The organism is Fulvivirga sp. AWR4_260 (genome assembly GCF_056158185.1).
This window is the reverse complement of record NZ_JBSWSU010000001.1, coordinates 153,788-178,607: the sequence shown is the minus strand read 5'-3', so window position 1 is coordinate 178,607 and position 24,820 is coordinate 153,788. Positions and strand designations below refer to the sequence as shown.

Below are 24,820 nucleotides of genomic sequence, written 5' to 3'. Positions count from 1 at the left end.
TAGTGAGTAAATAGCCAGACGCCCTGTGAATAATTGTTTATAATTGCAGGAGCCAAAGCTTAATACTATGATCCGTTATTCATTAACTCTATTGTTATTATCAGCATCTTCAATGCTATTTGCTCAGAATAAGCCCAAGTTAGTGGTGGGTATTATCGTAGATCAGATGAGACAGGAGTACCTGTATCGATTTAATGATCAATTTGGGCAAGATGGTTTCAATAGGCTTATTAATGATGGTTTTATGTTTAAGAATGCACATTTTAATTATGTGCCTACTTACACTGGCCCGGGGCATACATCAGTATATACCGGATCTACGCCTGCCATTCATGGTATTATAGCCAACGATTGGTATTCAAAAGATATAAACCAGATGATCTACTGTGCTTATGACAGCACAGAGAAGACCGTTGGTAGTAGTTCTAATAGAGGAATGATGTCACCTCGAAATTTATTAACCACCACTATTACTGATGAATTAAAGCTAGCGACTCAAAAAAGATCTAAGACTATAGGAATTTCTATAAAAGATAGGGGTGCTATCTTTCCGGCAGGTCATTTAGGCGAGGCATATTGGTATGATAGTGAAACCGGTAATTTTATAACAAGTACCTATTATAAAAACGAATTGCCTGCTTGGTTAAATACTTTTAATGGCCAGCACTTGGCAAAACAGTTTTTATCAAAAAAATGGGAGCCAATCAATAAAATTGAGACATATACTGCGGCAGGCACTGATGTAAATAATTATGAGGGTGATTTTTATGGAGAGGGGAGTGAATTAGCTAAGGGGTATAAATTAAATAAAAAGGATTTTGGGCAATTGGCAGCTGTGCCTTTTGGCAATGATATGCTGAAGGAAATGGCATTAGCCACCTTAGAAGGTGAGAAATTAGGGCAAGGTACGGAGATTGATTTTATGGCAGTAAGCTTTTCCTCTACAGATTATGTAGGGCATAGATTTGGGCCTAACTCGGTAGAGGTAGAAGATACCTATATCAGGTTAGATAAAAATATAGCTTCTATACTAAATGCATTAGATCAGCAAGTAGGCAAAGGTAACTATGTTGTATTCTTAACTGCAGATCATGCAGTGTCAGATGTGCCTCAGTATTTTTTAGATAATAAAATACCTTCGGGTTATTTCGTGCATCACTTAAAAAGTGAGGTTGATAGCCTGCTGGCTGCAAAATATGGCGATGGGGCATGGGTAGAAAATGTGAGTAATGGCCAAATCTTTTTAAACCATAAAACTATTTTGAGTAAATCAGCAGATCTTCATAAAGTAGAAGAAGATGTTGCCCATTATCTAATGACACTTGCTGGAATTAAAGAAGCCTATCCTGCTTACGTTATTCATAACTTTAATTATGAAATAATCGGTATTAAGGGCCTTCTTACCAGAGGCTACAATCACAAGAGGTCAGGAGATGTTTTGTATGCTTTAGAGCCGAGCTGGTTAGAATCTCATAAAAGGACTCATAATACAGGTACTACACACGGATCTTCTTATACTTATGATACCCACGTGCCGATGTTGTTTTACGGAGCCAATATTCCACACGGAACGTCAGTGCAGTATCACCCTATAACAGATATTGCTCCTTCATTGGCCATGATGCTAAATATTATGCTGCCGAATGGAGCTACCGGTCAACCAGCCGAAGAACTGTTCGAGAACAATTAAAATATTAAAAAAAACACCTGCAGCTACCTGCAGGTGTTTTTTTTGCCCTTTTATTTTGGGGTGAAGTGCACGGATAATGCATGTATCGGATGGCGCCAGGGTACTATTTGGTATTATCTGTAATTTGATTTTCTTTTTCATCTTAAATTCCTTATATACTGTGCGCTGATTAAATTTTTAATAATCAAAAACATACTTAAATAGTTTATGTCGAAAACAGAAGAATTTAGTAATCGTTGGGGTATTGTATTGGCTTCCTTAGGAATGGCCATTGGAGCAGGTAACCTCTGGCGGTTTCCACGGTTAGCAGGGCAGTATGGAGGGGCGTTTCTTATTTTATGGATACTTTTTTTACTCGTTTGGTCTATCCCTATTTTAATGGCCGAATTTTCAATAGGTAAAAAATTTAAAAAAGGAGTAATAGGTTCATTTGGTAGTGTAGGAGGTAAAGGTCTTACTTGGGGAGGCTTTTTTATTACAGTGTGTACCTTAGGTATAGCATTTTACTACGCAGTAGTTACTGGGTGGGCTCTAAGATACTTAGGTTTATCTATAGAAAACTTATGGGGCTTCATTAATGGTACAAATGTTATAGGCTCTGAATTGGATAAAAATCCAGAATTTATGAATGAATTTTGGAACTCAATAGCTTACAATAGCCCTTGGACTATAGGTTTATACCTTGCTGCTTTAATAGCAGGTTTATATGTGTTGGGTAGAGGTGTGCAAAATGGCTTAGAGAAAGCCAATAAAATACTAATCCCTACTTTGTTCATTTTACTGTTTATTATAACAGGGATGGCATTGAATATGGAGAATGGCTTCAAAGGGCTAGAGTATATGTATTCTATAGATACAAAACATTTTTCTAACCCTACAATATGGATAGAAGCTCTCTCTCAGTCTGCTTGGTCTACAGGTGCCGGTTGGGGGTTAATTATGACTATTTCTTCTTATTCTAGGCAAAGAGAAGATGTTGTTTTAAATACATTTATAGGTGGTTTTGGTAATAATACCGCTTCATTAATGGCAGGAATGGCCATTTTGCCAGCAGTATTTGCTATTGCAGGTAGCGAGGGTGAAGCTATTTCATTTTTGCAAAGTGGTAATCAAGCATTAACCTTTACCATTATCCCTAAATTGTTTGCTACAGTTAAAGGAGGAGCTATACTCTCATTTATATTCTTTACAGCCTTTTTCTTGGCTGCTTTTAGCTCTTTATTACCAATGGTAGAGCTCTTCATTAGTAATTTAAAAGATATGGGTTTTACTCGAGGGCAAGCAGCTTTAAGAGCCGGTGTGTTTGGTATTATCTTTGGCTTCCCTTCAGCATACTCACTAGATGTATTTAATAATCAAGATTGGGTGTGGGGTATTGGTCTTATTATTTCTGGTCTATTTATAGTGGTAGCTGTGTTAAAATATGGTGTGCGTAAATTCAAAGAAGAATTTATTGATACGGATTCTGATTTTAATATACCGCCAACTTTCTTTAAAGTATCCCTCATTTTTAACTTCTTTTTAGGTGTTATTTTAATATACTGGTGGATGTCTCAAGGATATTCAGAGTACCCATGGTTCGATGCTAATGGTAACTGGAATGTATTTGATGTATATAGCAATGCTTCCATTATTACACAATGGAGCATTGTAATTATAGTAGGCATTATTCTAAATAAATTTTTATATAAAACCTTTGTGAAGAAATGAGTACAGGAGCAATAGTATCAATGGTATGTATTTTTGGTGGCGTATTTGGAGGGTTTTTATACTTTTTGTCACTAGCTATGAGAAATGAAGCCAAAAGAAAATCTGAAATAAAAGATTAGTTAACTAATTATAAATAAATGTTTTAAAGCTTGTGGGAGGTAATCTCACAAGCTTTTTTTATATTATATAAGTTGAGCATGAAAGTGAAGTAGAGCATTTTGTCGATTATCTTCTATGAAGAGGGTTACAACTCAGAGTTATAATTGATATATCAATACTTTATTTCTGTGTTATTTTTTTAATATTTATTACAAATAATATATTTACTTTGTAAGTTGGATTTTTTAACTCATATAATTGAATGAAACATTTTTACTTCTTTACTATTCTTTTGATGATTACGGTGAAAAGCCTCAGTGCCCAAGACTGGCTTGGATTTCACTCAAGTAATTATGCAGGTGTGCAAGGAATTAGCTATCAACCAGCATCTATAGTTGATAGCCGTTATAAATTTCAAGTCAATTTGATTGGATTTAGTAGTTACATTGCCAATAATTACTATAAAATCCCACATGAGGATTATAGCAGTTTTGATATTGATTACGATAGGTTGATAGAAAGTGATAAGGAAAGCGACAAGGCGGGGATGATGTCTGTTGAACTATATGCTCCATTGTCATTTATGCTGACCCTTAACCCCAAATCTGCTATGGGGTTAACATTGAGATCTCGGAGTATGATTAACTTCGATGGGCTAAGTGAGAGGTCTGCTGATTTTGTCAATGAGATAATTGACAAAGAGGAATTTGTGATAGAAGATGGAGATTATTTTGACTTGAGCAATATCTATTTGCAATCTCATCAATGGAACGAGCTAGGGTTGACTTATGGGCGAGTGGTACTTGATGAAGATAAACATTTTTTGAAAGCAGCGGGTACTGTGAAGTTACTTGATGGTGTTTCATCAGCATATAGCTATTTTTCAAAATTAAAATACGAAGGTCAGGCAAATGATTATGTCGACCTGATAGACGTAGATGTACAAACAGGTTTTTCTGATAATATAACCTATAATGATAGTGATGTTGAATTTGAATACAACCCATTTGAGAATTTAGGCTTGGGTCTAGACCTTGGTGTGGTGTATGAATTTAGACCCAATATTGAAGATTATCACTATTCTATGGATGGAAAAGATGGACTACTGAGACGTGATAAGAATAAATATAAGTTCAGAGCTGGGTTTTCAATTCTCGATCTAGGAAGCATAAAATACAAAAAGAGTAACGATAGTGGAAATGTTAGCGGATCTACAGAAAATTTAGATGTTAATAATCTTGATGGTGATGTAGATGAGGTTATAGAAGATATACTTACGCTGCAAAGAGGTGGTGACTATACTATGAATTTACCAACTCGTTTAGTGGGAGATTTTGATTATAATGTGAAAGGTGGATTTTATGTAAATGCCACCACGCAAATTGGTTTGAAAGCAGGTGGAGGTGATATGGAAAAGACCCGATATGTTAGTACAGTGTCCCTTACACCACGTTGGGAAGGAAAGCATTTTGAGTTTGGTTTGCCTGTTTCTTACGACAAGCTAGCTAACCTAAATACTGGATTTTCATTTCGTTTAGCATGTTTAGTGTTAGGATCTAGAGATGCTGTTAGTAATTTCTTATTAGGTAAAGACCCTAATAGCACCAATGTATATGTAGGAATTAGATTTGGGCTTCCTTATAAAAAGAAGAAAGATAAGGACAATGATGGGGTGTCTAATAAGTATGACGTGTGTCCTAAAGTGCCTGGTGTATGGGCGTTTAAGGGATGTCCTGATACTGATGAAGATGGAATTCAGGATAGTCAGGATTCCTGCGTTACCGTGCCAGGAGTAGAAGCTTTAAATGGATGCCCTGATGCTGATGGTGATGGTATAAAGGATAGTGAAGACGCTTGCCCTGAAGTAGCCGGAATTAAAAAATTTAATGGCTGTCCTGATAGTGATGGAGATGGTATTAAAGACAGTGAAGATGCTTGTCCTGATGAGCCGGGTAGTGTTGAAATGAAAGGTTGTCCTGACCGTGATGGTGATGGAGTGAAGGATAGTGAAGATGCATGTCCTGACTTAGCGGGCCCTGTTGCCAAAGGCGGTTGCCCAGATAGTGATGGAGATGGGATCTATGATAGTGATGATAAGTGTCCGAAATTGGCTGGTCCGGCAGAAAACTCAGGGTGTCCGTATGCTGATACCGATGGTGATGGAGTGGTAGATAAGGAAGATGAATGTGTTTTGATACCTGGGGTGCCTGAAAATCATGGTTGTCCGGAAATAAAGGAGGAGGAGCAAGAGATATTAAATACGGCATTTAAGAATTTGGAGTTCGAGTCAGGTAGCGATAAAATAGCATTATCTTCTTATTCTTCATTGGTAGAGTTAGCTAATTTATTGAAGAAGAAACCTGAATGGAAACTGAAAATTGAAGGCCATACTGATAATGTAGGTAACCCGGCTAGCAATTTGAAATTATCAAAGAAAAGGGCTCAGGCTGTAGCTGATTTCTTAACGGCTCAAGAAATAGAGTCAGAGAGGTTGATTGTTGATGGATTTGGAGATAAACTTCCTGTTGCTGATAATTCCACAGCTGAAGGAAGAAAAGCAAATAGACGTGTAGAAATGACGGTGTTATTTGAGTAATAAGAATATTAAAATCAAAACACATAAAAAAGCACCACATGTATCATGTGGTGCTTTTTTATGATCTATTATTGAATAAGGTTTAACTCTTGTTCGGTGTTTAATCAATAGATTTTTAATGCAGTTGACTTTTTAATACGGCAAGACCTTCTTCAAATGAATGCGGTTTGTAACCCAAGTCATTTTTAGCTTTGTCTATAATAAAGCCTGTTTTGGGAGGCCTTTTGGCTGTTTGTTGAAACTTAGACCCATCTGTGCGGTGGATTAATGACTTATCTAACTCAAAGAAATCTGCCGTTTGTATGGCCATGTCATAGGGAGATAGCATGTTGTCTCCACTGATATTATAGATGCCTTCTGCCTTATTTTTGGCAATGAGATAGCAGCCAGTAGCTAAATCTTCGGCTAGCGTTGGTGTTCTCCATTGATCATCTACCACATTTATTTCTTTATTGTTTTCGAGGCTGCCCTTCACCCAGAGTATAATATTGGATCTACTCATGTCATGAGCTATGCCATAAACAAGCACAGTTCTGGCTATGCTCCACTTGATGTTACTTTCTTGCACTAGTTTTTCTGCAGCCAGTTTACTTTCTCCATAGTAGTTTACAGGTGCTGGATTTTCATTTTCATCTAACGGGCCGTGTGAGCCATCAAAAATAAAGTCTGTAGAAACATGTACTAAATGTGCATTTATTTTAGCGCATGCTTTAATGATGTACTCTACGCTAGTTACATTCAACTTCCAACAGCCGTCTTTATCAGTTTCGCACTGATCTACATTAGTCATTGCGGCCGTATTAATTACAGCATCAGGGCTATGCTTCTCTATTACTTGAAGCACCTCTTCTTCGTTGGTAATGTCCATTGATGCATAGGTGTAACTATCATCCTGAGGAAGTCTATTTTCACCTCTTGCAGTGGCTATTACTTCAATGCCTGATTCATTAGTTAAAAGTTTAATGAGCTTTTGGCCTAGCAAGCCATTTGATCCTGTAATTAAGATTTTCACTTTTTAGTCTGATTTAGGGTTTGGATATTCGTAACCGTATAGTTTAGTTATTTTTTTCTTCGGCATTTCCTCTACTTTCAGCATCATTCTTATGTCTTCTTCCGGTCTGTCTCTTCTATCAGTAGGCTGAGTAGCTATCTTATCAATTACCTCCAGGCCATCTATTACCTGCCCAAAAACAGTGTATTCATCATCTAAGTGTGGCACCCCTCCAATAGTGGTGTAGGCTTTTAACCTTTCTGGAGCTACTTTTTTTGATAGGTCTTCTTGCATTGTTGCAGCAATGTAGTCCTTCATCTCCATTAGTTTGTTGCCGTAGGCTTCTGGTCCTTGGGTTTGATATGTGTTAATTAACAGTTGTCTAACAGAGTCTTGATCTGTTATGTTCATTAATTGTTGTGCTGCCTTTCCTAATTTTTCTAAATCAGTAGTGAGTTCTTCTTTAGTCCATGTTTTTCCTTGTACTATATAGAATTGACTACCGCTAGACTCTTTTTCAGGGTTAATATTATCGGGCAGACGAGCAGCAGATAATGCGCCTTTTTTATGGAACAAAGAAGGTACAAACTCAGCGGGAATATTGTATTCTGGACCTCCATTTCCTAAAGGCAAGCCTTTTTGTGCATTTTTAGAGTTAGGGTCTCCTGTTTGTATCATAAAGTCTTCAATAACCCTGTGAAATAGTAGACTATCATAAAACCCTTCTTCTGCCAGTTTAATGAAATTCTCTTTGTGCTTAGGTGTTTCATCAAACAGGATGGCATGCATGTCACCATAATCGGTATGAATGGTGACTAGATAATCTTTTTCAGAAGCGCAGGAATTGAAAAAAAACATACCTGCAAGCAAAAGGTAAAAGTAAGTAGTAGTTTTAGTTATTTTCATTGAGCTTATTCTTAATGTCTTTTAAAATCTCATCTCCTCCGGCTGATAATACTTCCTCGGCTAGTTCTTGACCTGCCAGTTCCGCATCATCAATTTTATGCATTATTCTTTTTCTGATGATTTTATCTCCTTCAAGGCTCACAATACCACCTTTTATGGTTATGGTTTCATCATGAATGTCGGCCAGTGCAAATACAGGAATGCTACATCCGCCTTCTAGCTTTCTCAAAAAGGCACGCTCACAGATTAACCTTTTCTCAGTGGTTTCGTTGTTTACGTATTTTCTTATCAGAGCTTTCTTTTCTGCATCAAGGTTTACTGATGACTCTATGGCAACGCTACCTTGGCCTACAGCAGGAATGAACTTGTCTAGCGGTAATTTTGATATAATCATATCATCGTACTCCATGCGGTGTACACCTGCGTATGCCAGTAGAAGTGCATCGCAGGCTCCTTCTTGCATCTTTTTTATCCGCGTTTGTAAGTTCCCTCTTACAGGTACTGTTTTAATGTGTGGGTAGAAATGTTTTAATAGAGCTACCCTTCTTGTGGATGAAGTTCCTATTACAAGATCTTCTTTATCAAGAGAAATCGTCATGTCGGTGCCTACCAATACATCGTTAACCACTTCTCTATCTGTAAATGCAATGAGTTCAAACTCCTCAGGAAGTTTAGACTCCATATCTTTAGCGCTATGTACGGCAATGTCAATATTGCCATTTTTTAGCTCATCTTCAATTTCTTTAGTGAATACTCCCTTGCTGCCAATTTTAGCAATAGAAACGTCTAATATTTTATCTCCCTTGGTTTCAATGGTAATAATTTCGGAATCAACTCCACCTTTTTTCAATAGCTCAGCCACATGCTCAGCTTGCCAAAGAGCTAATTTGCTCCCTCTTGTGCCTATTTTAATTTTCTCCATTATTTTATTATTCGGGCAATTTGAAGTGATAAGTCTAGAAAAATGATTTTGGGACTAGCATTTCTTTCTAAGTGATAATGCGCATCGTTAATCATTTTAGCAATAACTTCTACCTTATCAGTGTTCATTACCTTGCTAAAGTTTTCTATAAATTGGTTAACCTGTCCGCTTACTCTTTTGAGTTCTGGTGCTGCGGTGTGTATCAGTGCCTCTCGAAACATATTTAAGGCATATTGAAACAAGCTGCGCTGTGCAATTTTATTCATGCCATGAAATTGGTCACTTTTTTGAACCAGCTGAGTAAAATCTTTTTTGAAGCAGTCGCGCATCCAATCTGTAAATAACTGATGGCTGTTGTCCTCTATGTTATTTAATAATTTTAATGCAAGATTGTAATCTCCATCAGCCAGATGTGCGACTTGCATAGCTTGATCATCTGCTATCTTCTGATTTTCAATCAAAAGTTCTTTTATGCTATCATCACTAAATTTAGGAATAGTAACGATTTGCGTTCTTGATAAGATGGTAGTCAGTAGTCTTTCTGAATCATTAGATACCAAAAAGAAGATAGTTCTTTCTGGTGGTTCTTCTAATATTTTTAATATTCCATTGGCTGCTGCTTGGTTCATGTACTCGGGCAGCCATATGACCATTACCTTGTATTTGCCTTCGAAGGCCTTTAGCGATAGGTTTTTAACTATCTGCCTACTTTCTTCTTTTGAAATGTTGCCTTGTTTGTCTTCTCCGCCATAGTGTGCAGACCATTGGTCCAAATTGCCTAGAGCAGAGTTGATAAGAAAAGTGCGCCATTCCTTAAGGTAATTAGAGCTTACTACATCTTTACCAGTTATGTTTTTTGTAGCACTTACGGGGTACACAAAATGCATGTCTGGGTGTATGTATTTCGCATTCTTCATACATGCTGAGCATGTGCCGCATGAATCAGTATCTGATGGTTGTTCACAATTTAGGTAGGTTGCATAAGCTAATGCCATAGGTAGGTTAGGACTACCTTGCTTTCCTAAAAATAATTGTGCATGAGCTACATGATCATTTTTTGCAGCATTTATAAGCTGGGTTTTTACTGTATCCAGCCCTTTTATGTCGGCAAATTGCATATGTTTATTTTTCCCAATTCCTGTATTTGGCAGTTAGCTCAAATACTTTTTCAAAAATTTTTCTTTCTATTTCGTTAAAGTCAATATTTCTGCGGCCCATTACTTTTGAGGCTACTTCATTGGCTTTTTCTAATTGATAAGAGGTGATGCTCTCAGCTCCGCCCCATGAAAAAGAAGGTATAAATTTACTAGGAAATCCTGCTCCAAAAATATTGGCTGAGACTCCTACTACTGTACCGGTGTTAAACATGGTATTGATGCTGCATTTCGAATGATCACCCATTACCAAACCACAAAATGTTTGTCCAGTATTGGTGAATGAGTCAGAAGCATAGTTCCATGTTTGGACATCACCATAATTGTTTTTAAGATTGGATGTATTGGTGTCAGCTCCAAAATTACACCATTCTCCTACTATGGTATTTCCAATAAACCCTTCATGGCCTTTGTTGCTGTAGCCAAATAATACCGAATTACTCACTTCTCCTCCTACTTTACAATAAGGTCCTATAGTGGTGTCACCTCTTATTTTAGCGCCTACATTTACAATGGCCCCCTCGCCTAAAGCAAAAGAGCCTCTAATGATAGCTCCTTCACCTACCTGAGCATTTTTCCCAATGTAAATAGGTCCGTTTTCGGCATTTAGAACTGCGGCTTTTATAGTGGCCCCTTCTTCAATAAAGATGTCTTCTTTGTTGTAAACAGCTGTGTATGGATCTGTTAATGGGGCAGATGTTCTTCCATCTGTTATTAATTGAAAGTCAATCCTAAGCTGTTCGGCATTTTTTTTGAAAATTTTCCATCTTTCATCTATGATGGTAATCTCCTCTTGCCATACCACTTCTTTAAGGCTTGCTAAATCATCGAGTAAATTTGATGAAGACCTGGCGGCTATGATCTTACCATGAAAAGTGATTTTTGTATTAGCTTCCAATGAAGCTATTTTTTTAGCTAACTCGGCAGTGGGGCATGCTGCACCGTTAATCCAAAAGTTGTCTTCACTAGTTTGTAATGGGAATTTATCTTGTAGGTACTCTTCAGTGAAGTAAGAAACTTCAGTCTGTAGGTGCTTAGCCCATTTTTGGCTTATGGTAAGTATTCCTATGCGTATTTCAGCCGTAGGTCTTGTGAATGTTAGTGGGAGTAGGGAGGTTCTTATTTCGGGTGCGTCAAAAAGAATTACATTCATTATACAAAAATAAAAAAGTCTTCAAGATTAGCTTATCCTGAAGACTTTTTAAATTAAATATTATTCTAAAAGAATTACTTCTTTTTGTATTTCTTGTTGAACTTCTCAACTCTACCTGCAGTATCCACAAATAATTTTTTACCTGTGTAGAATGGGTGAGAAGCAGAGCTTACTTCCACTTTAATTAATGGGTATTCGTTACCATCTTCCCATTTGATAGTTTCGCTAGAAGACATAGTAGATTTCGTCATGAATTTATATTCACTTGACGTATCATAAAAAACTACCTCTCTGTAATCTGGATGTATTTCTTTTTTCATTTTATATACCTTTTCTGTTCGATCTTCCCAAAAGAGGCACAAATTTACTTATTTAAAATAAAGTGCAAAAGCTTTTGTGATTTTAATTTTTAAAATCATTTAAACTTCTTCTCTAGTCTGAGCGAATGTTGTTATTGGTTGCTTTTAATAGTCTGCAAAGGTCGAAATATTATTTGTATATAAAAAGGTATTTTTACGCGCTTTTATATTAATTGTGTTTTTCTTCTGAATTGATTTTGTTTAATGTGGTCACTTAGGCATTAATTGAGATATAAAGCTTAAATTAATGAAGTTAAATTAAATATTATAGACATAATGCAGAACTTTTATCGGTATACTTTTTTGCTGCTAATAGCAGTAATGCCTTTTATAAGTTATTCTCAGAGTAGCAATGCGCCACTTAATAGCGACTATTATCACCTTATTGATAGGTATGAAATTGAAGGGGGACAGATATATGATGGTATCTTCACTTCATGGAAAGCTTATCAAAGGGAGCGAATTGCACAATTTGCAGACTCTTTGAAATCTACTGACCATGACTGGAGTAAGGTTGATGTATTTAACATTAACTATCTAAGTAATGATAATTGGGAGTATGCCGATACAGTTGATAACGAGAGTAAAAAACCTGTATTAAAGCACTTCTATAAAGTAAAGTCAGATCTTTATCATGTTACTACCAAAGATTTTGATCTTCACATTAACCCTGTGCTGTATTTGGGCGCGGGGAAGGAGACAGCTGCTGATGATAAAACTTTTGTGAATACCAGAGGAGTAGAGGTGAGGGGACTGATTGACGGTAAAGTGGGCTTCTATTCTTTTATAGGAGAAAATCAAGCTATTTTTCCTGAGTACGTTAGGGAAGGCATTGCTTCAAATTTGGTAGTGCCTCATGAAGGGTTTTGGAAAGGTTTTAAAGATAATGGAGTTGATTTTTTCACAGCCAGAGGATATATCAGTTTTAATGCTACAAAACATATCAACCTTCAATTTGGGCACGACAGGTTTAAGATTGGTAACGGCTACCGCTCATTAATTCTTTCTGACTATGCACCGGGCTATTTGTTTTTAAAAATGCAGACTCAAATCTGGAAATTAAATTACACTAATTTGTTTACCGAGATGACTGCCAATGTGTTGGGTAATAGTAATGGACTGACAGGCAGTAGAAGTTATGACAAAAAATATATGTCACTACATCATTTAAGTGTCAATATTGGAAAGAAGCTTAATGTAGGTTTATTTGAATCAGTGATTTTTAGCGATTATGATTCTTTGGGTAATAACAACGGATATCAATTAAAGTATTTAAATCCAATAATTTTTTATAGGGCTATTGAGCAGCAAAATGGTAGTTCAGATAACGTGCTGCTAGGAGCAGATTTTAAATGGTTGCCGGCTAAGAAACTTTCTATTTATGGCCAAGTGGTGTTGGATGAATTTGTATTGTCTCATATTAAGGACAATGATGGATGGTGGGCTAATAAATACGCAATACAATTAGGAGCTAAATATATTAATGCTTTTGGGGTTAATAATCTGGATTTTCAGGCCGAGGCCAATGTGGCTCGTCCGTTCACATACTCGCATGATACTAAGTATGGAAGTTATAGCCATTATAAGCAATCATTGGCACATCCTCTAGGTGCTAATTTCAATGAATTTATTGGTATTGCTCGTTATCAGCCTGTAGCCAGGTTACAACTGACGGCCAAGTTAATTTATGCTAAATATGGTAGCGATGCGGAGGATGAGAATTGGGGGGGGGATATTTTAAAAGAAAATGTAACGCGCCAGCAAGAATATAACAATGAAATAGGGCAGGGAATTTCTAATACATTACAATATGCTAGTTTAGGTGTGAGTTATCAATTAAAGCATAATCTGTTTATAGATCTTAATCAGATGTACCGCCAAATAGAGAGCGATGATGAGCTAAATAACACAAAAACGAACTATACATCAGCCGCTATCAGATGGAATATTCCACATCGATACAATGAGTTTTAGTGCTGAAAGCAGTAAATTGCAAACCGGTTTGAACACAGAAATTTTCGAGATCGAAATATGAAATTATTTTTTAGGGTCTTTAGCTATGCCAAAAGACTGAATATACTTTTTCCTCAATACGTTTTATATATCTTTTTAAGCGCAGCTTTTAGTGTGCTTAATTTCACTATGCTGATGCCTTTGCTCAATGTTTTGTTTGGGCAAGCTCCAGATGAGGTGTTTGAAAAGCCAGAGAGTTTTTCATTAAGTATAGACTATGTTAAATCTTACTTCAATTATTATTTCACCCACATTATTAATGATTATGGTGAAAAGCAGGCTTTGATGTTTGTTTGTTTAGTAGTGCTTGTTTCGGTGCTATTGACCAATATATTTAGGTATTTAGCCGCTATAATAAGTGCAAGGGTAAGACTAGATGTAGTGAAAAACTTAAGGATGGATATTTATAATAAGGTGTCCATTATGCATTTAGGGTTTTTTAGTAACGAGAGAAAGGGAGACCTTATCTCTAGAATTACTAATGATGTTCAAGAGGTGGAGGTTTCTATTTTGGGTAGTCCAAAATCCCTTTTAAGAGAGCCTGTTCAGGTTATTATATTTTTCATCACCCTTTTTGCAATATCATATCAGCTTACATTTTTCACTATATTAATACTACCTATTAGTGGGGGTATTTTGGGGTATATTGTTAAGAAGCTGAAGAGGAAGGCTATCGAAAGTCAGGAATCGCTAGGGCGAATAGTTAATATTTTGGATGAGACTTTAGGGGGCATACGTATTATTAAAGCATTTAATGCTTTGAAATATGTGCAGCGTAAAATGGATAACGAAACTGGATTTTATAGAAAGGTTAATTTGTCATACTCCTACCGTAAAGAATTAGGTTCTCCTGTTTCTGAGTTTTTAGGTGTGGGAATAGTTACAGCTATACTTTATTATGGAGGTAAACTTGTGTTAGAAGATTCAACATCTCTTACAGCGAGCCAATTTATTGCTTATTTGGCTATTTTCTCTCAAATAATATCTCCAGCTAAGGCATTTTCTCAAGGTTTGTCTGGTATACAAAAAGGATTAGTTTCAGCCAGTAGGGTCTTTGATGTAATTGATACCAAGCCTGCTATCCAAAATTCATCTACGGCCAAAACCTTACAGTCGTTTGATGAAAAGATAACCTTTAATAATGTGAGCTTTTCTTACGATAAAGAGCATGTGCTGAAAAATATTTCTTTTGATCTTAAAAAGGGTAAAACAGTGGCTCTTGTGGGGCCATCAGGCGGAGGTAAATCAACATTGGCAGATTTAATTCCAAGGTTTTACGATGCCACCGAAGGAGATATTACTATTGACGGTAAGCCTATAAAAGAATGTGATATAGAGTCTCTAAGGCAGCAAATGGGTATTGTAACACAAGAGTCTATTTTGTTTAACGATACTGTTTTTAACAACATCGCTTTTGGTGTAGAAGAAGCTAAGTTAGAAGATGTGATAAGTGCGGCTAAGGTGGCTAATGCACATGACTTTATAGAAGGGTTGGAAAATGGCTATGAAACAAATATTGGCGATAGGGGTATGAAGCTATCTGGCGGTCAGCGTCAGCGGTTAAGCATTGCACGTGCGGTAATGAAAAACCCTCCTATTTTAATTTTGGATGAAGCTACTTCAGCTTTAGATTCGGAATCAGAAAAATTAGTGCAAGAAGCACTGTCAAACTTAATGAAAAATAGAACTTCTTTGGTGATAGCTCACCGTTTAAGTACTATTCAGCATGCCGATGAAATTATTGTAATTCAGGCAGGTACGGTAATAGAAAGAGGTACTCATGAGCAGTTGTTGGGGCAGGATGGAGTGTATAAAAAGCTAAATGCGATGCAAAATACTTAATTGATTTTTTGTATTTTTATTTATATTGAGTCCGAATATTCTTTATTTTCCCGCTTTTAAACTATAATTTATGAAAAAGCCAAAGTCTATCTTTTATCTAATTTATTTTTTATTTCACCTAGGGCTTTTATTGGCGTCTATACTTGTGTATTACAAATCAGAAGACATTAGTTTTTTGATGAAGCTAAGAGAAAGTATAGAAATAACTATTTACGCTTCAATACTCGGACTTATTTTATTTGTTACCTCCATGATTTTGCTAAGCATGGAATTGCGTAGTCAAAAGAAGGAAAGACAAAAATTAGAACAACAAATCAATTCATTAAAAGCTAAAATGTATGACCTAAATTCAGTAGGTTCTCCTTCTGCGGCACCCGTTTCAGAACAAGAGAATACTAATCTAGGTTCTATAGATAAAGAGCAATAAATTTTATAATGACCAATCATCAGTTGATAAAGGAGGAGCTCATCCAAGCTACGGATGTGCTTGAGAAGTTTTTAGAAGATCCTGTTAATGTTCAAAAAGTAGAGCAAGGAGCAACGTTATTTGCCGATGCTTTCAAAAATGGGGGCAAAGCCATTTCTTGCGGTAATGGTGGTTCGCATTGTGATGCCATGCATTTTGCCGAAGAATTGACAGGGCGTTTCAGAGGAGATAGAAAATCTTTGCCTGCGGTGGCCATTTCTGATCCTAGTTATATTTCATGTGTTGGAAATGATTATGGTTATGCAGCTGTTTTTTCACGATTTGTGGAAGGTTTTGGTAAAGAGGGAGATGTATTACTCGCTATTAGTACAAGTGGTAAATCTCAAAATGTGCTGGAGGCGGTAAAAGCTGCAAAAGCACAAGATATGAAAGTAGTAGCGCTTACAGGAAATAGTGGAGGAGAAATAGGAGAGCTGGCTGATGTGGAAATAAGAGTACCACATTATGGTTTTGCAGATCGTATTCAGGAAATTCATATCAAGGTTATTCATATAATGATTTTGTTGATAGAAAAGATGATTTAATATGCTGGCAAAGACTTTTGGATCGGCAGTATACGGAGTTGATGCAAGAATTATAACTATTGAGGTAAATGTAGGGCAAGGCACTAAGTTTTTTATGAGTGGTTTGCCAGATAGCGCGGTAAAGGAAAGCGAACACCGTGTAGAGTCAGCAGTTAAATTTCATGGTTTTCGTATGCCGAGGCAAAAGGTGGTGGTCAATTTGGCACCTGCCGATATTAAAAAGGAGGGCAGTGCTTATGATTTGCCTATAGCGCTAGGAATATTAAAAGCATCTGAACAAATACATGCAGAACACCTTTCTGAATACGTTATTATGGGAGAGCTGTCGCTAGACGGTGACCTAAGACCGATAAAGGGTGTTTTGCCTATTGCCATAGAGGCTAGAAAAAACAAATTCAAGGGCTTTGTTTTACCGCGAGAAAACGCAAAAGAAGCTGCCATTGTCAATGATTTAGATGTTATTGGCGTAGATAATATAAAAGAGGCGGTAGATTTTTTTGAAGGTAAATTAAACATAGAGCCATTGCATGTAGACACACGAGATGTGTTTATGGCTCAGTTGAATAACTATGAAGTTGATTTTAAAGATGTTCAGGGGCAAGAAAATATAAAAAGAGCGCTGGAGATAGCTGCAGCAGGTGGGCATAATGCCATTATGATAGGCCCGCCAGGTGCAGGTAAAACCATGCTTGCAAAAAGATTAAGTTCTATATTGCCTCCTCTTTCTTTGCACGAAGCTCTTGAAACTACCAAGATTCATTCTGTAGCGGGTAAGCTAGGTACTCAGGCCTCTTTAATTTCTATTAGACCCTACCGATCACCGCATCATACCATTAGTGATGTGGCTTTAGTAGGCGGTGGAGGTAATCCTCAGCCAGGGGAAATCTCCCTTGCTCACAACGGAGTTTTGTTTTTAGACGAACTTCCTGAATTCAAAAGAACTGTATTGGAGGTGATGCGGCAGCCTATGGAAGAGCGTAGAGTGTCGATTTCCAGAGCTAGAATATCATTAGATTATCCGGCTAATTTTATGCTCATTGCAAGCATGAACCCGTGCCCTTGCGGTTATTACAATCACCCTGAAAAGGAGTGTGTTTGCGCTCCAGGAGTAGTGCAGCGCTATTTGAGTAAAGTAAGTGGGCCTTTGCTCGATCGTATAGATTTGCATGTAGAGGTAACTCCGGTATCTTTTGATGAAATGACTGCTAATAGAAAAACAGAAAGTAGTGAAGAGATCCGAACTAGAGTAATAAAGGCTCGGGAGATTCAGCACGAGCGCTTTGAGGATAAAAAGGAAATACATTGCAATGCCATGATGCCGTCACAGATGGTGAAAGATGTTTGTCAAATATCTGAACCAGGAAGAATGCTATTGAAAAAAGCAATGGAACGTTTAGGCCTGTCGGCACGCGCTTATGATAGGATTTTAAAGGTCTCTAGAACTATCGCAGACTTAGCTGAGTCAAAAGAAATACAGATAGAACACTTGGCTGAAGCTATTCAGTACCGTAGCTTAGATCGTGAAGGTTGGGCTGGTTAGTATGGCTGTATTGATCATTGCCTCTTCTTTTAAATATATCCTAATATTCATTTTCAAATTCAATAATTAATTTGAATTCGTTTGCCTTTAAAAGGATTCCTCATCAGGGTTGTAGGTTGATTTTCTTTAAAAGAGAAGCCTAGAGGTAAATAATAATATTGATTTTATGGAAGTCTTGCAACCAGGCTTTCTGGTAAAATGCGAAGTATTTGGTAGATGACTTTCCACTTGAAGCCAGGTACTATAATGAACTTCCTGTTTGCATTTACCACAGCTTTAGCAATGAATTCAGGCTCAAGCATTAGCGATTCTGTTAAGTCTAATCCTTCGGTCATTTTACTTCTGATATAACCTGCTACTATTACATTAACCTTAATTTTTCTATTGAATAAATGTTGACGTAGTCCTGCCAGGTACTGTGTAAATGCAGATTTGGTGCTGCCATAAATAAAATTGCTCTTTCTGCCTCTTACTCCGGATAAAGACGAAAGCCCAATGATTTGCTCAAGGTGATTGTTATTGATGTCTGTAGCTATAATGTTAAGAATGGAAACCGCGCCTATATAGTGGACTTTCATCATTTGATGGGCTCCATCAAAATCATTCAAAGCTTCAATGTTATCTTTTAGGTATCCTGCTGCATACACTACAATATTAGGCTTTTTTGGGAGTTGCTCATAAAAGGCTTGATGGTTAGCGTAGTCGGTAGCGTCAAATTTACAGATGAAAATTTGTTCGTCCGAAATGTCGTGTTGTTGTTTGAACTGTAGCAAAGAATCTGTGTTTCTAGAAGCTGCAATTACATAATGCCCTAATTCCTTAGTGTAAATTTTTAAAGCCATCTTTGCTACATCTGAGTTGGCTCCTAGAATTAAAATAGTCTTTTTGGTTTGTTTGGGCATCGTATAAAAGTTAAAATCCCATGCGCAAAGAAGCGCACGGGATGGTGCAGGTGTATATTCTAAACTAGTACATAAACTATATGTTTCTAAAAGCGTGAATTATTTCATCCAAGCCTTTAGCATCCATAAGGTTTTTTCTTGTTCGTCTATGAAGTCAGACATTAGGTCTTCCGTAGCATCGTCATTATCTGCTGATGCATGGTCTTTAATTTCTCTCTCTAAATCGAGAATGCTATTTAAATCGGCTATTACTGCTCCAACAGCACCTTCTCCATCATGAATATTCTTTTTAGCTTTTATGGTAGCAGTAGAAATGTAGTCATCAAACGAGTGTAAAGGAATACCATCTATAGTTAGTATTCTTTCGGCTATATCATCAATTTTTTGCGCTGAATCGGTGTACAATTCTTCAAATTTGTCATGTAGCTGGAAAAAATATTTACCCTGAATATTCCAGTGAAAGCCCCTTAAGTTTTGATAGTAGATTTGGTAGTCTGCTAATAAAACGTTCAGTTTTTCTATTAATTCTTTGTTATCCATAGTAGATTCTTTTTCATGTTGTTGATGGTTCAAATGTCGGTATTCTAGCTATTAATACATAATGATAAAGATCAGTAAATTCTATGTGTAAATAACCAAAAGTGATGATGAGGAGGCTGTGAGTTATGGTTTATATTAGTATGAATGTTTTATTTTTGCCATGTTTTGTGCAGTAATGCCGTTGAAGAATCGAAATGTTATGGCTTAAGAAATAAAAACAGCTTTAGTTTCCTATCTTTGGTCATATACACAATTTTATGAATAGTAATATATCAGCATTTGGAGAAGTACTTTTATTTATGATTGGAGGTACTGTGTTTATTCTCGGAGGTTTGTTTTCTTCTTCTCTTATAAGAGCGAGGCGACCCAATGCTGAAAAATTAGAAACCTATGAGAGTGGTGAAGAGCCTATTGGTTCAGGGTGGGCTCGTTTCAATATAAGGTTTTACGTTATTGCACTTTTGTTTTTACTTTTTGAAGTAGAAGTAGTTTTTATATTCCCTTGGGCAACTGTATTTGGAAATAAACAATTAATAGAGCAGACAGACGGTTTGTGGGGCTGGTTTTCAATTACAGAAATGTTTTTGTTTATCGTTATTTTAGCTTTGGGGTTGGCATATGCCTGGGTAAAGGGGTATTTAGATTGGCCTAAATCTAATGCCGGAATAAAAAATTATAAGTCGCCTGTCCCTACCAATCTTTATGAGCAGGTGAATGAAAAGTACACTACTTCTAAGAAATAAATGATTTTAATATGGGCTTGTTAGATAAGCAATTTAATAGTGGAGGTGTAATAGTAACCAAGGTTGATGACCTCATTAACTGGGCACGGTTGTCTTCTATGTTTCCTGTTACTTTTGGACTTGCTTGCTGTGCTATAGAATTTATGTCTACCGGTGCTGCCGCTTATGATATGGATAGGTTTGGTATGGCTCCAAGGGCTTCTCCTAGGCAGGCAGATGTTATGATCGTTTCTGGTACTGTTACTTTTAAAATGGCAGATAGGATAAAACGGTTGTATGAGCAGATGTCTGAGCCTCGTTATGTAATTTCTATGGGCTCTTGTTCTAATTGTGGCGGTCCATATTGGGAGCATGGATATCATGTGGTAAAAGGAGTCGACAGAATTATACCCGTAGATGTATATGTGCCGGGTTGCCCTCCGAGACCGGAAGCTTTGATAGGCGGTTTCATGAAACTGCAGGAGAAAATACGTAACGAATCGTTGATGGCTCCTACTGCATTGGAAAATTTAATGAAAGAAAAGAAGGAAGATGCTATTTGAAGAGATTATAGCCATAGTTAAGGCTGCTTTGGGAGATGATGCTATTGATGGAGTTGATGAAAAAGCTACCCCTAAGGCAATATTTGTGAAGCCTGAGCACTTATTACAAGTCTGTCAGCTCTTGCACACAAAAGAAGGTCTTTATTTTGATATGCTTTCGTGTGTGACTGGCATTGATAATGGCGTGGACGCAAATACTATGGAAATGGTTTACAACCTGTATTCCATTCCTTACGAGCACAGCTTAATGATTAAGGTGATTTTAGACCGACAAGCGCCTATAGTTCCTTCTTTGGTAGATATATGGAAAACGGCAGATTGGCATGAACGGGAGACTTATGACCTTTTAGGAATAAGTTTTTCAGGTCATCCTGATTTACGAAGGCTTTTGATGCCCGCAGACTGGGAAGGGCATCCGTTAAGAAAGGATTATGAAAATCCTGAATATTACAGGGGTGTTAAAGTTCAATATTAACTGTGGCTAATCAAATACAATATAAATACAACAAGACTAATCTTCTTGATTCAGAACCTAATAAGTTCAAAGAAGAAGATCTCAAGTCTGAAGAAATGATTCTTAATCTGGGCCCGCAGCACCCGTCCACGCATGGTGTGCTGAGGTTAGAGATAATCACAGATGGTGAGGTAGTAAAAGAAGTAGTGCCGCACTTGGGTTATTTGCACCGGTGTTTTGAAAAGCACACTGAAGCCTTATCTTATAATCAGATTATTCCATACGTAGATAGGTTAGACTATTTAGCTGCAATGAACTCTGAGCATGGTTTTGCTATGGGAGTTGAGAAAATGCTAGGAATTGATGATAAGATTCCTAAAAGAGTTGAATATGTACGTGTGCTTGTGTCGGAACTCAATAGAATAGCGTCACATTTTGTTGCTGTTGGAACCTATGCTATGGATATCGGAGCTTTTACGCCATTTTTATGGGTGATGCGCGATAGAGAATATATTATAAGGTTGCTAGAATGGGCGAGTGGAGCCAGAATGCTTTATAATTATATCTGGGTTGGCGGCTTATTCTACGATCTGCCCGTAGGTTTTGAAGAGCGTTGTAAGGAGTTTATCAATTACCTAAAGCCAAAGTTGGTAGAGCTCAAGCGCTTGGTAATGGAAAATAAGATCTTTGTTGAAAGAACCGCTAATGTAGGTGTATTGCCATTGGATTTAGCTATTAACTATGGTGTTACAGGGCCTATGTTAAGAGGCTCGGGCCTTAAATTTGATCTAAGAAAAGTTGATGGTTATTCAGTTTATCCTGAATTGGATTTCGATGTGCCCGTAGGAGAGGGTTTGGTAGGAACCAAAGGTGATTGTTGGGATAGGACTTACGTGAGGGTGCAGGAGGTGGATGAATCAGTGAAAATTATCGAACAATGTTTGGATCAACTTACTGGTAATTATAAAAGGGACAGGGAGTTTGATCCACAGGCTCTGGTTCCGAAAAAAATTAGACCTAAAGCACAAGATCATTACGTTAGGTCTGAGACGCCAAAAGGAGAATTAGGATACTTCTTTAGGGCAGATGGTAAAAGTGATATTCCTTTCAGGTGTAAGGTTCGATCTTGTTGTTTTGTAAACCTTTCTATCCTTTCCGAGTTATCAAAAGGTAGTCTTGTTGCAGATTTAATTGCAATTCTAGGCTCTATTGATATTGTACTTGGAGAAGTAGATAGATAAAATGAAAATTCTTACCGCACAGCAAATCCGAAATGTAGATCAATATACCATAACACATGAACCCATACAATCTATCGATTTGATGGAAAGGGCTTCTGAGGCATTTGTTGCTTGGTTTATTGTTAAGTTTGATCCAAAACATAGTATTACTATAGTCTGCGGAACAGGTAATAATGGCGGGGATGGATTAGCAATCGCCAGATTGCTGCATAAAAAGCATTATAAAGTACGTGTTTACGCTATTGGAGAATTAGCAAAAGCTACTGATGATTTTTCGATTAATTATAAACGGCTGAAAGATCATGTAGATATTCAGTGGATTGAAAATAGTGATGAAATAAGCGTTTCTCAAGGAGTAATTATTGATGCTATTTTTGGTTCAGGTCTTAGTCGACCTGTTCAAGGCTTGTATGCTGATGTTATAAGTGTAATAAATAATGCTGATGCCATTGTAGTTTCGGTTGACATTGCTTCGGGGCTATTTGCCAATGAGCCATTAAGTAGTGGAGCTATCGTTCAACCTCAATTTACAGTTACTTTTCAATTACCAAAATTAGCATTTATGTTTCCCTCCAATGCCCAGTTTGTGGGTGATTGGGTAGCCGTTAATATTGGTTTGTCTCGTCAGGGAGTAGAGCAGCAAAGTACTGATTATTATTACATCGGTGTGGCGCAGGCTAAAAAGCTCGTGAAGTCCACTCTTAAATTCGCGCATAAGGGTGATAATGGAAGGGCTCTGATAATGTCTGGAAGTTATGGAAAAATGGGCGCAGCAGTTCTCTCTGCTTCTGCAGCTATCCGATCAGGAGTAGGTTTGCTGACTATGTATATTCCTAAGTGTGGCTATGAAATAATGCAATTGGCAGTGCCTGAAGCAATGGCACTTACAGATGAGGGAGATAAATGCCTGACGAGTTATGCAGATGAAGCCAAATATAATGCTATAGGAATTGGACCTGGTATAGGACAGGAAAAGGAGACAGTCTATAGTGTTATGCAAGCTGTACAGTCATTTGACAGACCTTTAGTAATTGATGCTGATGGACTGAATATTATGGCTGTTCATAGAGAAATTTTTGAAATTCTGCCCGAAAATTCGATAATTACACCTCATCCTAAAGAGTTTATGCGCCTTGTTGGAGAATGGGGAGATGATTACGAGAGATTAGAGAAGCAGAAGGCATTAGCCAGAGAATATAAAATCATAGTTATACTGAAAGGTGCGCATACTTCTATTGCTCTTCCATCGGGAGAGGTTTATTTTAATGGAAGTGGAAATGAAGGTATGGCTAAGGGCGGCAGTGGTGATGTTTTAACAGGAGTGGTTACCTCATTGCTTGCTCAGCAATATACTCCAAAGGATGCCGCAATATTGGGGGTTTACCTACACGGCAAGGCTGGTGATATTGCAAAAAAATATAAAGGAACAATAGGGATGGTGGCATCCGATATTGTTAATTATTTACCTGACGCTTATAGCGAAATTGTAAATACTTGAGAATTGCTGGTATTAATGAAACATTGACTAGTGACTCTACGTAATTTACTTACATGGATAACGAAGAATAAGAGAATAAATTATTTGAAATTGGTTCTGGATCGGTTTTTGGTAGTTTATCACAAAATAGATTGCTTATGAAACAATATGTACTGTCATTAATAATATTTGGATTTTGTGCGATAGGTTGTAGTACTGCATATGCACAGAGAAGCGGTGAAATGGATCGTTTTTCTAATGAGCAATTATACGAAAAAAATAATGTTGTAAAGATGTTTCCTAATCCAACAACAGATTTTCTGAATGTGAAATTAGAGAAAGCTACAATTAAACTGGCAGAATTCAAGGTACATAACATTATTGGAAATGAAGTGGTAGCCAATGTAGAGAAATTAGCCGATAATGAATTTAGAATTAGAATTGAAGATTTGGAGCCCGGTTATTACTTTCTGGCTATGCGAGATAAAGAAGGCTATTTCAAAGAAACTTATAAGTTCTTGAAAAGGTAAGGCCCTAGTAGAATATAAATTTCGATGCCACTGATTTTATCAGTGGCATTTTTTTTGCCCTTTTGAGTTGATTTAAATTGATTCTATTTAAGATTAATTTTACTAGTTAATTGAGTCATATTCAAGGATAATGAGCATTTTTTTAAATTGTAGCTGATATTTTTTTAAGGCACTATTCAAAATTATATTTTGTTTTAATAAAATCTTTTACGATACTTGTATTCATAAACAGAGAAACAAATGAATTTATTTACAAAACATATCGATCGCATGGAAGCCCTAGAATATGGGTTGAGCATAGATTTGTGGTTGTATAGGTTCGGTAAATTCTAATTTATTAATAATATAATTAGAAACCCGGACCTATAAAGTCCGGGTTTTTTTATGCTTTAAAATTTCAGCTTA

23 protein-coding genes are annotated in these 24,820 nt (G+C 36.9%); 15 read left to right on the top strand and 8 right to left on the bottom strand.

The features are described 5' to 3' along the window. Positions 1-67 precede the first annotated feature (67 nt). The 4 genes from pafA (at position 68) to ACXACQ_RS00810 (ending at position 6,095) form a co-directional block, all read left to right on the top strand. On the top strand, positions 68-1,690 hold the full coding sequence (gene pafA / locus ACXACQ_RS00825) for an alkaline phosphatase PafA (RefSeq protein WP_474974018.1): 1,623 nt from the start codon (positions 68-70) through the stop codon (positions 1,688-1,690). Positions 1,691-1,897: 207 nt separating this feature from the next. After that, a complete protein-coding gene (locus tag ACXACQ_RS00820) occupies positions 1,898-3,400 on the top strand; it encodes a sodium-dependent transporter (protein WP_474974017.1) in 1,503 nt (500 codons plus the stop codon). Then, positions 3,397-3,519 (top strand): MetS family NSS transporter small subunit, encoded by a 123-nt coding sequence (locus ACXACQ_RS00815; protein WP_474974016.1) that lies wholly within the window; start codon positions 3,397-3,399, stop codon positions 3,517-3,519. Before ACXACQ_RS00820 ends, ACXACQ_RS00815 begins: the two co-directional genes overlap by 4 nt. 242 nt (positions 3,520-3,761) lie before the next feature. Further along, positions 3,762-6,095 carry a DUF5723 family protein gene (locus ACXACQ_RS00810; RefSeq protein WP_474974015.1) on the top strand — a complete coding sequence of 778 codons (2,334 nt, stop codon included), beginning with the start codon at positions 3,762-3,764 and terminating at the stop codon, positions 6,093-6,095. A gap of 115 nt (positions 6,096-6,210) precedes the next feature. Here the strand turns inward: ACXACQ_RS00810 and ACXACQ_RS00805 are convergent, their stop codons facing one another. From ACXACQ_RS00805 to ACXACQ_RS00780, 6 genes are all read right to left on the bottom strand, one after another. Then, positions 6,211-7,107, bottom strand: coding sequence for an SDR family oxidoreductase (locus ACXACQ_RS00805; RefSeq protein ID WP_474974014.1), 897 nt, complete (start codon positions 7,105-7,107; stop codon positions 6,211-6,213). A gap of 3 nt (positions 7,108-7,110) precedes the next feature. Then, complete coding sequence (locus ACXACQ_RS00800; RefSeq protein ID WP_474974013.1) at positions 7,111-7,992, bottom strand: peptidylprolyl isomerase; 882 nt, start codon at positions 7,990-7,992, stop codon at positions 7,111-7,113. Next, entirely contained in the window at positions 7,979-8,914 is a 936-nt protein-coding gene (gene hemC / locus ACXACQ_RS00795; RefSeq protein WP_474974012.1) for a hydroxymethylbilane synthase, read from the bottom strand. The genes ACXACQ_RS00800 and hemC overlap by 14 nt, the downstream gene beginning before the upstream one ends. Continuing rightward, complete coding sequence (locus ACXACQ_RS00790; RefSeq protein WP_474974011.1) at positions 8,914-10,032, bottom strand: DNA polymerase III subunit; 1,119 nt, start codon at positions 10,030-10,032, stop codon at positions 8,914-8,916. Before ACXACQ_RS00790 ends, hemC begins: the two co-directional genes overlap by 1 nt. A 4-nt stretch (positions 10,033-10,036) precedes the next feature. After that, positions 10,037-11,221: a GlmU family protein gene (locus tag ACXACQ_RS00785; RefSeq protein WP_474974010.1), complete on the bottom strand. Its 1,185-nt coding sequence runs from the start codon at positions 11,219-11,221 to the stop codon at positions 10,037-10,039. Positions 11,222-11,295: 74 nt separating this feature from the next. Further along, positions 11,296-11,541 carry a type B 50S ribosomal protein L31 gene (locus tag ACXACQ_RS00780; RefSeq protein WP_474974009.1) on the bottom strand — a complete coding sequence of 82 codons (246 nt, stop codon included), beginning with the start codon at positions 11,539-11,541 and terminating at the stop codon, positions 11,296-11,298. Between the two features lie 315 nt (positions 11,542-11,856). Between ACXACQ_RS00780 and ACXACQ_RS00775 the strand changes: the two genes are divergently transcribed. The 5 genes from ACXACQ_RS00775 to ACXACQ_RS00755 all read left to right on the top strand — a co-directional run bounded on the left by ACXACQ_RS00775 (position 11,857) and on the right by ACXACQ_RS00755 (position 17,986). Beyond that, positions 11,857-13,554, top strand: coding sequence for a hypothetical protein (locus tag ACXACQ_RS00775; RefSeq protein WP_474974008.1), 1,698 nt, complete (start codon positions 11,857-11,859; stop codon positions 13,552-13,554). Positions 13,555-13,611: 57 nt separating this feature from the next. Continuing rightward, positions 13,612-15,435: an ABC transporter ATP-binding protein gene (locus tag ACXACQ_RS00770; RefSeq protein WP_474974007.1), complete on the top strand. Its 1,824-nt coding sequence runs from the start codon at positions 13,612-13,614 to the stop codon at positions 15,433-15,435. Positions 15,436-15,505: 70 nt separating this feature from the next. Next, complete coding sequence (locus tag ACXACQ_RS00765; protein WP_474974006.1) at positions 15,506-15,862, top strand: hypothetical protein; 357 nt, start codon at positions 15,506-15,508, stop codon at positions 15,860-15,862. A gap of 8 nt (positions 15,863-15,870) precedes the next feature. Continuing rightward, a complete protein-coding gene (lpcA, locus tag ACXACQ_RS00760; RefSeq protein WP_474974005.1) occupies positions 15,871-16,446 on the top strand; it encodes a D-sedoheptulose 7-phosphate isomerase in 576 nt (191 codons plus the stop codon). A gap of 1 nt (position 16,447) precedes the next feature. Then, entirely contained in the window at positions 16,448-17,986 is a 1,539-nt protein-coding gene (locus ACXACQ_RS00755) for a YifB family Mg chelatase-like AAA ATPase (RefSeq protein ID WP_474974004.1), read from the top strand. Between the two features lie 164 nt (positions 17,987-18,150). On the opposite strand, the gene ACXACQ_RS00750 is transcribed toward ACXACQ_RS00755, so the two are convergent. Then, the gene (locus ACXACQ_RS00750; protein WP_474974003.1) at positions 18,151-18,888 is read right to left on the bottom strand and encodes an SDR family NAD(P)-dependent oxidoreductase; all 738 of its coding nucleotides are present in this window, start codon (positions 18,886-18,888) and stop codon (positions 18,151-18,153) included. A 99-nt stretch (positions 18,889-18,987) separates the two neighbouring features. After that, a complete protein-coding gene (locus ACXACQ_RS00745) occupies positions 18,988-19,428 on the bottom strand; it encodes a Dps family protein (protein ID WP_474974002.1) in 441 nt (146 codons plus the stop codon). A 257-nt stretch (positions 19,429-19,685) separates the two neighbouring features. Between ACXACQ_RS00745 and ACXACQ_RS00740 the strand changes: the two genes are divergently transcribed. The 6 genes from ACXACQ_RS00740 (at position 19,686) to ACXACQ_RS00715 (ending at position 24,415) form a co-directional block, all read left to right on the top strand. Then, complete coding sequence (locus ACXACQ_RS00740; protein WP_474974001.1) at positions 19,686-20,171, top strand: NADH-quinone oxidoreductase subunit A; 486 nt, start codon at positions 19,686-19,688, stop codon at positions 20,169-20,171. 11 nt (positions 20,172-20,182) lie between these two features. Then, positions 20,183-20,713: an NADH-quinone oxidoreductase subunit B gene (locus tag ACXACQ_RS00735; RefSeq protein ID WP_474974000.1), complete on the top strand. Its 531-nt coding sequence runs from the start codon at positions 20,183-20,185 to the stop codon at positions 20,711-20,713. After that, on the top strand, positions 20,703-21,188 hold the full coding sequence (locus ACXACQ_RS00730; protein WP_474973999.1) for an NADH-quinone oxidoreductase subunit C: 486 nt from the start codon (positions 20,703-20,705) through the stop codon (positions 21,186-21,188). Before ACXACQ_RS00735 ends, ACXACQ_RS00730 begins: the two co-directional genes overlap by 11 nt. Positions 21,189-21,190: 2 nt before the next feature. Beyond that, positions 21,191-22,408: an NADH-quinone oxidoreductase subunit D gene (locus ACXACQ_RS00725; protein WP_474973998.1), complete on the top strand. Its 1,218-nt coding sequence runs from the start codon at positions 21,191-21,193 to the stop codon at positions 22,406-22,408. 1 nt (position 22,409) lies between these two features. Continuing rightward, positions 22,410-23,906 (top strand): NAD(P)H-hydrate dehydratase, encoded by a 1,497-nt coding sequence (locus ACXACQ_RS00720; protein ID WP_474973997.1) that lies wholly within the window; start codon positions 22,410-22,412, stop codon positions 23,904-23,906. Between the two features lie 137 nt (positions 23,907-24,043). Beyond that, on the top strand, positions 24,044-24,415 hold the full coding sequence (locus tag ACXACQ_RS00715) for a T9SS type A sorting domain-containing protein (protein ID WP_474973996.1): 372 nt from the start codon (positions 24,044-24,046) through the stop codon (positions 24,413-24,415). Positions 24,416-24,820: the final 405 nt, after the last annotated feature.